This window comes from Mycobacterium innocens (assembly GCF_900566055.1).
Lineage (GTDB): Bacteria > Actinomycetota > Actinomycetes > Mycobacteriales > Mycobacteriaceae > Mycobacterium > Mycobacterium innocens.
In genome coordinates this window covers 1-10247 of sequence record NZ_UPHQ01000067.1, presented here as the reverse complement: position 1 = coordinate 10247, position 10247 = coordinate 1, and the positions used below count along the sequence as shown (strand labels likewise).

Genomic DNA, 10247 nt, shown 5'->3' with positions numbered 1-10247 from the left:
AGTCGTAGTCGTCGGCATGCTCACGGACCAATCGGACCGCCTTGGCCTTGGTGTTCTCGTCGTACTTGCTTGGCATCGTGCCATCCTTCCCAAGAAAGGAAGTGCGCACGAAACCCGGGACGATTCACCCCCGATGTTCCGGCCGCCGCTGACGCGATGGCCCGGCGTCTCGCGGCGCTCAAACAGGCACTGCACGGCTAGCCGGGTCGGTTGTGTGGAGCCAGGTCGGCTGGGACGGGCGCGACCCTCGAGATGTAAGCCACCGCGGTGATCTGCGGCGTGTCTTGTACGTAGCGTATGTGTCGTGCACGGCGCGACGTCGCGGCTCGCCGGCCCGCATGTGACGAGCCTGCCGTTACTGCTACAGCCCGACACATCCGCACCGTCGAAGGACCTGAAAGACCTGAGTGTTACCGGCCGCCATGCCGGCTACCTGTGCGATCCGCAGGGCGGCAACAGTTTTCGGCATGACCTAGACGGTCTCCGGCCGTGGTCAGGCAGAGCGCAGCCGGCAGCGCGCCACGGGTGTGCCGACGAGCCGGAACTTCTGACTGGTGTCGATCTCGCGGCTCACGCCTTCTTGAAACAAGATGATGATGTCGGAGCCGCCGAACTGGAAGTAGCCGAATTCTTCGCCCTTGGACATGTGCTTGCCCACCACCGAGGTGAGCACCACAGATGTCGCCCGCCATTCCCACCGGGATCACCGCGACGACGCCGATATTGCCGCAGTCGGATTCAGCGGTGTCGATGGTGACCACGCCCCGTGTCTGGGAGAACTCATATCCACTGCTGGCGCTGTGGCTGGCCTGCAACTCGTGATTCTCGATGCCGACCTGCATGAACACTTTGGCGTTGATCCGGAACGATTCCTTGATCACCCCCGCCACCGGCAGGTGGTACCGATGGTAGGCGTGCACCGCAGCATGTAATGGACGAAGGTGCCGCGGGCAAAGCTTTCGCTGTAGGCGCTGCCTTCCAAGAGCTGCTTGACGTTGGCCGTACTTGCGGTTCTTCACCTGTGTGGCCGGGATGTTGGATTCGGCGTCGATGTCGTAAGCGTGCTGATAATGGCAATCGGCGGGCGAAGTGGCCACCAGATTGCTGGCCGGCTCGGCGATGGGCCGTAGCCCGCCGTTGATTTCGCGCGCGATGAACTGGTTGGGCCATTCCAATGCTGCGAACAGCTCCGGGTTCAGTTCTTCCTCGGCCCACTTGCACGCGTTCACCAAAGACCGCTCGAGCAGACTTTCCAGACCCTGCTCCTTGTCGAGGATGTCTCGCAGTTTCTGGATGATGGCGTCCGGTTCGCTCATGTGTCCGTCCTCAAGGTTGCCGTCACCGCCGACCGCCTCGAGAACAAGCAGGTGATAATGCCTTGAGAGACGGCGTCTTTGGCCCGCAGGCGACGGTCGTTCCGGGTTGCTTTTCGCATAGGGGGTACCCTCGCGGCAGCGGGGTAACCCCACGAGTACATCCGTGCCGCAACCGCGGCACGCCTTCTCGACGTCCATAGAAATTCCGCGATCACGCTGGTATTGCCCTGGTGCGCGAGGCCCCCCGACGGGCGTCAATGTCGACGCAACGTTCGACGATGCCGGGGTAGGCCGCACCGCCGGGGATATGGGTGCCGTCACCACAGCCGCGTACCAGCAGCAAACAGCGGGTACTCATGGCCACGAAACGAAGTGGAGGTGGCCATGAGGGATTCCAAGCGGGGTCGACTCCGCCGACAAGAGTTGGCCGCCGGCGTCGGGCAGCGCGCCACACCCTGAGGGAGGCCATGAAATGACAAGCGCAAAGTCGTTCTCCGCACGCATCGATCATCAGCGACGCAAGAACATCAAGAAAGCGCAAGCGGAGGCGCAGGCGGGGCCGGCCCGCGCCGAGCCCGACGCCACCCCGATCGGCGACGCGATTCAGGCGTTCCGTCAGCGCGGCGACATCGCCTTCGGCATCCCGGCCCACGATCGGGTACCGGCCGGATGCCACCGCTCTCGGCCCGCTGGATGGGTTCCGAGGCGTTTCGCGCCGACGTCACAATGAACAAGGGCGTCGACAACCGGCACCAGTCCGGCAGGTGGAGCCGACCGCCATGCAACTGTTCGCCGCGGCCGTGGGCGCCGACGAAACCTTGTTCTCCGCCAACGGCAGCACGGAGAACGTCCACGTCGCGATGATGGCGGCGGTGCGCCCCGGCGAGACGCTGGTGATGGCCCGCAACGGGCACAAGTCGGCGTTTTCGGCCCTGGTGCTGTCCGGCGCCATGCCGGTCTACGTGGAACCCGACTACGACGAGCGTTGGCAACTCGCCCATGGCGTCGACCCCGCGCGGCTGGAGCAGGTCCTGCGGGACCATCCCGAGGCGGTCGCGGCCATGGTGTTCACCCCGACCTACTACGGGGTCAGCGCCGACGTCCGCCGGCTCGCCGAGGTGGCGCATGCCCACGACATCCCGCTGATCACCGACGACGCCTGGGGACTGGACTACAGCTTCTGCAGCCGCCTGCCACCCTCGGCGCTGGAGTTTGGCGCCGACTTGTGCATCGGCAGCGTCCACAAGACGCTCAACGGCTTGCTGCAGACCTCGGTGCTCAGCAGGCAGGGCGACCGGATCGACTCGACACGGCTGTCGCTGGTGTTCGAGCTTGAGCAGTCGACCAGCGCGTCGTCGCTGTTGTTGTCCTCCATCGACGCGGCCCGGCGCGAGTTTCAAGAACATGGCGAGCGGCTGCTGGGCGACGCGATCGACTTGGCGCTGCGTGTCAGATCGGAACTCGCGCGGCTGCCGGGGCTGAGCCTCATGGGTAACGAAATCCTCGGCAACCCAGGTGTTTTCGCGTTCGATCCGACCCATGTCACCGTCGACGTCATCGGGCTGGGCTTGACCGGGTTCCAGGCCGCTGACTGGTTGCGGGAACGCTGCGGCATCCATATGGAACTGTCCGATCACCGCCGGGTGATGGCGTTGATCAGCTACGCCGACACAGATGCCACCGCGCAACGGCTGGTCGACGCCATGGCGGCGTTGGCCGAGGAACACGCCGGTGCCAAGCCCCACACCGTCGACGATGTACCGGCGTGGTCGGACCTGCGCACCGAGACCGTCATGTTGCCGCGCGACGCCTTCCTGGGCGCCACCGAGATGGTGCCGTGGCAGAAGGCAGCCGGTCGCGTTTCGGCGGAGATGATCTGCCCTTATCCGCCAGGTATTCCGGTGGTCGCCCCGGGTGAGCTACTCACCGATGCGATCGTCGACTATCTGCAGTGCCAAGCCGCTCAGGGAGTGATGGTCGAAGGCGCCGCCGACGAGTCATTGGCTGAATTACCGGTGGTGGCAGGCTGATAACGCGCCACGCGACCGCTGCCGGCGGGGCTGGCCGGCGGATGTCCTCACGGTGCGGGCAACGGAAAAGACGTCGACGTTCGCTGTGAGCGAAACATGAAATCTCTTGCCAGATAGTCATTTTCTGCGGCCTTCTTGTCGGTGGGTCAGCATAGTGTTTCGAAACATGGGGAGTTCGAGTGGTCGAGAGGACTAAACTGGCTGAGCGGCTGATGGATTGCCTGCACCCTGACGGCGACTACACCGATGAGCACCGCGCCCGGCGGCACGGTATCACGCTGGGCAACAAGGACGTTGACGGTATGTCGCGTATCAGCGGCTATCTGACACCTGAAGCGCGGGCGACCCTCGAGGCCGTGTGGGCAAAATTGGCCGCCCCGGGCATGTGCAACCCGGCCGAAGAGAGCCCGTACGTGGACGGTAACGCCGTTGGAGGAAGCCACCCGGCGTGACACCCGCTCGGAAAGTCAGCGCAATCATGACGGTGTGCTGGCCGGCCTGCGTGGGCTGCTGGCTAGCGGAGACCTAGGCCAGCACAACGGATTACCGGCATCGATCATTGTGACCACCACGCTCAAAGACCTCGAAGCCGCGGCCGGCAAGGCATTCACCGGCGGCGGCGCCTCGTTGCCGATGAGTGATGTCATCCGCCTCGCCCGCAATGCGCACCATTACCTCGCCGTTTTCGACGGCTGCAAGCCGTTGGCGCTGTATCACTCGAAGCGCCTGGCCACGGCCGGGCAGCGAATTGTCTTGTACGCGAAGGATCGTGGCTGCACGCGCCAGGCTGCGACGTGCCGGGGTATCGGTGCGAGGTCCACCACGTGCGGGAGTGGGCCACCACACATCGCACCGACATCGACCAACTCACCTTCGCCTGCGGACCCCACCACAAACTCCTCGACAGCGGCTGGACCACCCGCAACAACATCCGCGGCGACACCGAATGGATCCCACCGGCCCATCTCGACTCGTCTGGTTCACTGGGCCGACCAAGGACGAACACCTACTGTCACCCCGAGAAACTCCTGCGCGACAGCAACGACGAGGACGAGCCCGGGTAGCGCGCGCGGCATGATTGACCCGGGCAACTCTTCTCGGTGACTTCGCGACGTGCTCAACCCTTGGACAGGGTGAACTGCGCAACGTCGGTGTAGCCCTCGCGAAACAGCTCGGCGCAACCGGTCAAGTACTTCATGTAGCGGTCGTAGACCTCTTGGGACTGAATCGCGATGGCCTCGTCCCGGTGCTCCTGCAGCGCGGCGGCCCAGGTGTCGAGGGTGCGGGCATAGTGCAGTCGCAACGGCTGGACCAGTTTGACGGCAAAGCCGGCCTGTTGCGCGTGCTCCTCGACGACCCTGGCGCTGGGCAGGTCGCCACCCGGAAAGATCTCGTCCATGATGAACTTCATGAACCGCAGCTTGGTCATGGTGATGGGCAGTCCACGTTCGGCGAACTCCTCATCGCTGGGCTTGATGATGGTGTGCAGCAGCATCATGCCGTCGTGCGGGAGTGACTGGTAGGTCATCGCGAAGAAGTTGGCGTAGCGGTTACGACCGAAGTGCTCGAAGGCGCCGATCGAGACTATGCGGTCCACCTTTTCGTCGAACTGCTCCCAGCCCCGCAGCAGCACGCGCTTGCTTCGGCCGCTGGGGTGCTCGTCGAGCAGTTGCTGCACGTGGGCGTGCTGATTGCGGCTCAGCGTCAGGCCTATGACGTTGACGTCGTAACGCTCCAGGGCTCGGACGATTGTGGCGCCCCAGCCGCATCCGATGTCGAGTAGCGTCATGCCCGGTTGCAGCCCCAGCTTGCCCAGCGCGAGGTCGATCTTGGCCACCTGCGCCTGCTCGAGGGTCATGTCCTCGCGTTCGAAGTAGGCGCAACTATAGGTCTGCGTCGGGTCCAGGAACAGCCTGAAGAAGTCGTCGGACAGGTCGTAGTGTGCCTGCACATCGTCGAAATGCGGCTCTAGGCTGTCGTTTTCACCACTCTTGTTGGGCAAAGTTCACCTCTGACGTTGATCCTTGTCGAGCTTGGCTACGGCGACCCGGCTGCCGGAGGCGAATCGGCCTTAGCCGACACGTCGTCCGACCGTAACGGGTGGCTCGACGGCGTGAATCCAAGTAGTCGTCTCGTGAGTAAACCACACGATCTCTAGTGGTCTAAGGCTCGATCCGTGGATGTGCTCCATGCGGTCATCAACGTCACTCGCACACGGAAAGCTCGCGGCGGGATCACGGACACCACCAATCACATGCACGCCGATCAGCCTGCCAGTACCCACGGCTTAAGACCACCGGAGACGACGCTGCCCATCGACATCCTCGAAATGAGGAACCATATTCTGCCCGGCGGGCTCAAAGCAACAGCTCCGCGGCGGTGGGACGCGTCTCTGCGAACCTATGCAGTCAGGTGGCGATTGTTTAGCCCACCGAAGCGGGATCGTGGCAACGACGTCACCGAACTTAGGCCGTGGATGTCGTTGGGAAGCGGTACTTCAGGGTGTACCGTGTGGGGGTATGGGGCACATCCGGTTATGGTCGGATGTCCGAGCTATCCCGTCATGCAGAGCGGCACGGGCGCGATTTGTTGTCGTTTTGGCGGCCGCGGTGGCTGGGCTTGCGATCGTCGGCCACTGCGGATTGGTACGCACTGCGGCTTCGCCGTCGTATCCATCCCAACCGTCGTTGTCGACATCGCCGGTCGGCACGCTAAGCGCACAAGGGGACCAGCCGCAACTGGTCCAAGGGCTACCCATTTGCAAGGCGTCCAAGCTGTTCGCGATTGGTGGGCTGCCCAAATCTGCGGCTACCGCGCTAATTCTGCTTGGCGTCGTTTTAGCGGGACTCATCGGCAACGGTTGGCTGGCTCAGCTTGTGGTGCCGGCCGGGCGGGGCCCCCCGGGTGCGCCGGCTACCTCTCTCACCGGTCAAGATGTTTTGACAAGGTTCTGCTTAGCTCGTCGCTGACTGGTCAGCATCAGGCCGTAGTGCTATGTCGCGACGGCCGGTGACTGCTGGCCCACATCAACCTCCGCGCTGTATGTCGCGGCATCGATCGAAGCGACGATTACATGAAACATGTCGCATCCACCGACACCTTCGACTCCATCGACCCCTTTGCGCTGCGCCGCTCGTGGCAACCCAGCCGCGGCCGCTGGCACCGGACCGCCGGTCGAAGTCACCACCGCGAAGCGCGCATTTCAGTCGCTGACTACTCCGACAGTGTCCATCCCCGCGCCGGTTGGTACCTGTGTCTGCGGATCCTGAGCCCACATACCCATCAATCGTGCAAAGACGCGCCGTCGGCGGTGGTGCCGATGTTTTCCAGGGAGGCAACACATGTCATTTGTGAGTACACAGCCTGAGGCGCTGGCGTCAGCGGCCGGCGATCTGCAGGCCGTCGGTTCGGCGATCAGCGCCGGAAACGAGGCCGCAGCAGCCCCGACGACCGGCGTGGTCCCAGCGGCCAGCGACGAAGTGTCGACGCTAACCGCGGCCCAATTCGCCGCGCACGCGCAGCTGTACCAGGCGGTGGCCGCCCAGGCCACAGCCATTCATGACCAGTTTGTCGCCGCCTTGGCGACCAGCGCCGGTTCCTATGCCGCCACCGAGGCCGCCAACGCGGCCGCGACCGGCTGAAGCGGCCCGAGGCGACTGAAGGGATACGCGAATGGATTTCGGGACACTCCCGCCGGAGATCAACTCCGCCAGGATGTATTCGGGTCCCGGTTCGGGGCCGATGTTGGCTGCCGCGACCGGCTGGGATGGGCTGGCCGTCGAATTGAGTTCGGAGGCAACCTCTTACGCGGCGGTGATCTCGGGGTTGACCGCACTGTCGTGGCATGGTCCGGCGGCGGCATGGATGGCGGCCGCGGCCGCGCCCTATGTGGCGTGGATGAGCACCACCGCGACTCAGGCTGAGCAGGCAGCCAATCAGGCCCGGGCCGCGGCGGGCGCTTATGCGGCTGCATTTGCCGCAACTGTGCCGCCGCCGGTGATCGCAGCCAACCGCAGCCTGTTGATGTCGCTGATCGCCACCAACATCTTGGGGCAGAACACCCCGGCGATCGCGGCCGCCGAGGCCCAGTACGCGGAAATGTGGGCCCAAGACGCGGCGGCGATGTATGGCTACGCCGGCTCATCTGCGGCCGCGTCGACGTTGACGCCGTTCACCTCACCGCAGCAGATCACTAACCCGACCGGGCTGGCTGCGCAGGGCTCCGTCGTAGCCCAGATCACCGGTAGTTCGCTGGCGACCGACGCGCAGGCGGCACTGACCCAGCTGACCTCCGCGCTGCCTACGGCGCTGCAACAACTTGCCTCGCCGCTATCGTCGGGGTCGGCGATGTCGGCGCTGAGCTCGCTGAGTCCGCTGCTGTCGGTGACGAGTTCGACGGCGTGGATAGCCAGTGCGGGCCTGTCGACCGGGGAGAAGCTGAAGGGTCTGCTTCCGGCGGCCAGCGCCGCGCTGGCACCAGCTATTGCCGAGGGGTTGGGTTCTGGGGGGCTCGGATCCGGCTTAGCGGGGTTGGCAGGTTTTGGCGGCACCGGCGCGGCAGTGTCAGCGGGTATGGGCCGGGCGGGATTGGTCGGGTCGTTGTCGGTGCCGCAGGCCTGGACCACCGCTGCCCCGGCGAGGGCGGTCGCGGCGTTGGCGGGCACGGGTCTTGGCGCTGCTCCGGCCGTCGACGGGCCAGGCAGCATGTTGGGCGGGTTGCCCTTGGCGGGTCCAGCCGGGCGCGGCGTAGCCGGTGTTGTGCCTGATTCCCGGTTCCTGGAGCGCCCCCCTATGGTGCCTCGCTGGTCCATCGGATAACGCGAGACGGAGACATCAAGGTGATCTCGTCGGAATGGCGTGCCGCGGGCTCGGCGCACCTGGCTCGCCCGGCCCCGTCCTATGTGCTTGCCGCCGAACACAGTTGGGCGGTTCGGGCCAGCCTGCTAGCACCTCCGCACCGAGTTGGGCGGCACCTTCCAGACAGACCACTCGTATGCCCGCCAATACCGGCGGCGCCGCGAACCGGCAGCAACGACATGGGCGACACGACCACGCCGTCGGCACTTGCGGGGTTAACCACCCGGAGACCAAATCGAATGCCCAATAGGGGCCCTGCTCAGCCTCAGTGGTCAGGACAGCACCAGGGGCGTACCCTGTAGGGGTATGAGGTTCGTCAGGGAACGGATGACTCTGTCTCGTGATTCCTCGCGTCCCGTGACCGCGTGTGATGGGTGGATTGTCGGTCGCCAGCCAATCGGTCTGGGGACACGCCGCTTGGCTTCCGGCGTACGTCCGCGCCGCCGCCGACGGGGCATTGTGCGGCTGCGCAACGCAGTCGGGCTGCCGCGGTGGCGGTCGCTGATCGTCGTGGCGATGGTGGCATTCCTGGTTGCCCTCGTCGGCCACTCCGCCATGCTGCATTCCGAGACTAACTCCCCGCACCCCCCGCATGTTTTGCTGTCCTCGGTGGGCGGTGAGTTCGCTGTCAACATCGACCATGCGCATCTTTTCGACGGCTCTTTGTCCGAATGCCACAACGTGTTCGCGACCGCGGCCGTGCCGCGCTCGGCCACCACACTGGTGGAACGTGGTGTTGTGTCGGCAGTCGTCGCGATCACCGCTGCGCTGGCAAATCTTGTCGTATCGGCCGGGCGTGGTCCGCCCAAAGGGCCGCTTACTATCCTCACCGGTCAAGATCTCTTGACCCGGTTCTGCCTGGCTCGTCGCTGATCGGTCAGCGTCAGGTCGTTGTGCCATGCCACGACGGCCGGTGACCGCTGACCGACGTTCAACGCCCCTTGGGGCACACATACGAAAGCGACGATCAAAATGAAATACATCCATGCCACAAAGCACCGAATCATGTCTGCTGCAGCGACAGTCGCGATCCTCGCCGGTTTAAGCCTGGCCGGTTTAGGCGGTGCAGCGGGCGTTCAAGCGCAGCCCGGCTCCTTTCCAAATGACCCTGCTGGGTGCGGGTACTGGAACCCGCTTTGCTACGGGGGCGGTGGTGGCCATCACGGTGGCGGCGGTCACGGTGGCGGCGGTCACGGCGGCGGCGGTCACGGTGGCGGCGGTCACGGTGGCGGCGGTCACGGCGGCGCCGGACACGGTGGCGGCGGTCACGGTGGCGGCGGTCACGGTGGCGGCGGCCATTAATAATCTTGTTGCTACGCCTTCGTCTCTCAGCTTCTCGCCGGCCGGTCGGCCGGCGAGAAGCTGAAGGGCCTGCTCGGCGGCTAGCACAGCGCTGCCACCAGCTATTGCCGAGGGGTTGGGTTCTGGGGCACTCGGATCACGCCTAGCGGGCTGGCCATTCGGCGACGCCGGTGCGGCAGCCTCCGCGGTCATGGGCCGGGCGGGATTGGTCGTGGCGTTGTCGGTACCGCAGACCTGGACCACCGCTGTCCCGGCGAGAGCGCCCGCGGCGCTGGCGAGCACAGGCCTCAGCGCTGCGCCCGCCGACGGCGCGGACGGGCGAGGAGGCATGCGGGCGGATTGCATGGCGGGTAGAGCCGGGCGCGACGCACCTGGCTCGCCCGGCCCAGTCCTATGTGCTTGCCGCAGAACATAGTTGCGGCGGTTCGCGCCAGTCTGCTTAGCACCCCCGCACTGGGTTAGGCGGCACCTTCCAGATAGACCACTCGTATGCCCGCCAATACCGGCGGCGCCGCGAACCGCCAGCAACAGCATCGGGGATACGTCAAACCCTCCAGCACGTGAGGGCTAACGCGGATTTCCGCGTAGCTGATTCGGGGCAATCTCCCGCGGCGGGCGCAGGCGGCTGACCTGGGGATTTGTGTGATCCAGGCGTGTTTACGCTCGGATCTGTTGCTCTGATATAGCTGCTACTTTGCGATTCGATCAGATCGTTATCGTGTCGTGATCTTCGGATTTCCTG

At 65.0% G+C, this 10247-nt stretch carries 11 protein-coding genes and 1 pseudogene; 8 read left to right on the top strand and 4 right to left on the bottom strand.

The window, feature by feature from the left end:
* Positions 1 to 410: 410 nt before the first annotated feature.
* Both EET03_RS32950 and EET03_RS30150 read right to left on the bottom strand, forming a co-directional pair.
* Positions 411 to 1316, bottom strand: coding sequence for a phosphatidylserine decarboxylase (locus EET03_RS32950; protein ID WP_244232282.1), 906 nt, complete (start codon positions 1314 to 1316; stop codon positions 411 to 413).
* Positions 1317 to 1527: 211 nt separating this feature from the next.
* Positions 1528 to 1674 (bottom strand): hypothetical protein, encoded by a 147-nt coding sequence (locus EET03_RS30150; protein ID WP_167470607.1) that lies wholly within the window; start codon positions 1672 to 1674, stop codon positions 1528 to 1530.
* Positions 1675 to 1788: 114 nt separating this feature from the next.
* Here EET03_RS30150 and EET03_RS08355 point away from each other — a divergent pair, with 114 nt between their 5' ends.
* From EET03_RS08355 to EET03_RS08345, 3 genes and pseudogenes are all read left to right on the top strand, one after another.
* Positions 1789 to 2046 (top strand): hypothetical protein, encoded by a 258-nt coding sequence (locus tag EET03_RS08355; protein ID WP_082274498.1) that lies wholly within the window; start codon positions 1789 to 1791, stop codon positions 2044 to 2046.
* A gap of 34 nt (positions 2047 to 2080) precedes the next feature.
* Positions 2081 to 3346: an aminotransferase class I/II-fold pyridoxal phosphate-dependent enzyme gene (locus EET03_RS08350; protein WP_099194069.1), complete on the top strand. Its 1266-nt coding sequence runs from the start codon at positions 2081 to 2083 to the stop codon at positions 3344 to 3346.
* 197 nt (positions 3347 to 3543) lie between these two features.
* Positions 3544 to 4410: pseudogene (locus EET03_RS08345) on the top strand (HNH endonuclease signature motif containing protein); the annotation flags it as partial.
* A 53-nt stretch (positions 4411 to 4463) separates the two neighbouring features.
* Here the strand turns inward: EET03_RS08345 and EET03_RS08340 are convergent.
* Entirely contained in the window at positions 4464 to 5348 is an 885-nt protein-coding gene (locus tag EET03_RS08340; protein WP_075541620.1) for a cyclopropane mycolic acid synthase family methyltransferase, read from the bottom strand.
* A gap of 400 nt (positions 5349 to 5748) precedes the next feature.
* On the opposite strand from EET03_RS08340, the gene lpqS (EET03_RS33260) reads away from it, so the two are divergent.
* The 4 genes from lpqS (EET03_RS33260) (at position 5749) to lpqS (EET03_RS08320) (ending at position 9076) form a co-directional block, all read left to right on the top strand.
* Positions 5749 to 6315, top strand: a complete 567-nt coding sequence (gene lpqS, locus EET03_RS33260) for a putative copper homeostasis (lipo)protein LpqS (RefSeq protein ID WP_482805331.1) — start codon at positions 5749 to 5751, stop codon at positions 6313 to 6315.
* A 372-nt stretch (positions 6316 to 6687) separates the two neighbouring features.
* Positions 6688 to 6987 carry a PE family protein gene (locus tag EET03_RS08330; RefSeq protein WP_063471119.1) on the top strand — a complete coding sequence of 100 codons (300 nt, stop codon included), beginning with the start codon at positions 6688 to 6690 and terminating at the stop codon, positions 6985 to 6987.
* A 31-nt stretch (positions 6988 to 7018) separates the two neighbouring features.
* Positions 7019 to 8164 carry a PPE family protein gene (locus EET03_RS08325; RefSeq protein ID WP_099194068.1) on the top strand — a complete coding sequence of 382 codons (1146 nt, stop codon included), beginning with the start codon at positions 7019 to 7021 and terminating at the stop codon, positions 8162 to 8164.
* A gap of 456 nt (positions 8165 to 8620) precedes the next feature.
* Positions 8621 to 9076 carry a putative copper homeostasis (lipo)protein LpqS gene (gene lpqS, locus EET03_RS08320; protein ID WP_244232281.1) on the top strand — a complete coding sequence of 152 codons (456 nt, stop codon included), beginning with the start codon at positions 8621 to 8623 and terminating at the stop codon, positions 9074 to 9076.
* Between the two features lie 183 nt (positions 9077 to 9259).
* Here the strand turns inward: lpqS (EET03_RS08320) and EET03_RS30145 are convergent, their stop codons facing one another.
* The gene (locus tag EET03_RS30145) at positions 9260 to 9502 is read right to left on the bottom strand and encodes a hypothetical protein (protein ID WP_075541617.1); all 243 of its coding nucleotides are present in this window, start codon (positions 9500 to 9502) and stop codon (positions 9260 to 9262) included.
* Between the two features lie 193 nt (positions 9503 to 9695).
* On the opposite strand from EET03_RS30145, the gene EET03_RS08310 reads away from it, so the two are divergent.
* Positions 9696 to 9920 (top strand): PE/PPE C-terminal domain-containing protein, encoded by a 225-nt coding sequence (locus tag EET03_RS08310; RefSeq protein ID WP_082274495.1) that lies wholly within the window; start codon positions 9696 to 9698, stop codon positions 9918 to 9920.
* Positions 9921 to 10247: the final 327 nt, after the last annotated feature.

Coding starts and splice junctions, on each gene's coding strand:
- EET03_RS32950 (WP_244232282.1), bottom strand. CDS start 1,316: ATGAGCGAACCGGACGCCATCATCCAGAAACTGCGAGACATCCTCGAC.
- EET03_RS30150 (WP_167470607.1), bottom strand. CDS start 1,674: ATGAGTACCCGCTGTTTGCTGCTGGTACGCGGCTGTGGTGACGGCACC.
- EET03_RS08355 (WP_082274498.1), top strand. CDS start 1,789: ATGACAAGCGCAAAGTCGTTCTCCGCACGCATCGATCATCAGCGACGC.
- lpqS (WP_482805331.1), top strand. CDS start 5,749: ATGCAGTCAGGTGGCGATTGTTTAGCCCACCGAAGCGGGATCGTGGCA.
- EET03_RS08330 (WP_063471119.1), top strand. CDS start 6,688: ATGTCATTTGTGAGTACACAGCCTGAGGCGCTGGCGTCAGCGGCCGGC.
- EET03_RS08325 (WP_099194068.1), top strand. CDS start 7,019: ATGGATTTCGGGACACTCCCGCCGGAGATCAACTCCGCCAGGATGTAT.
- EET03_RS30145 (WP_075541617.1), bottom strand. CDS start 9,502: ATGGCCGCCGCCACCGTGACCGCCGCCACCGTGACCGCCGCCACCGTG.
- EET03_RS08310 (WP_082274495.1), top strand. CDS start 9,696: ATGGGCCGGGCGGGATTGGTCGTGGCGTTGTCGGTACCGCAGACCTGG.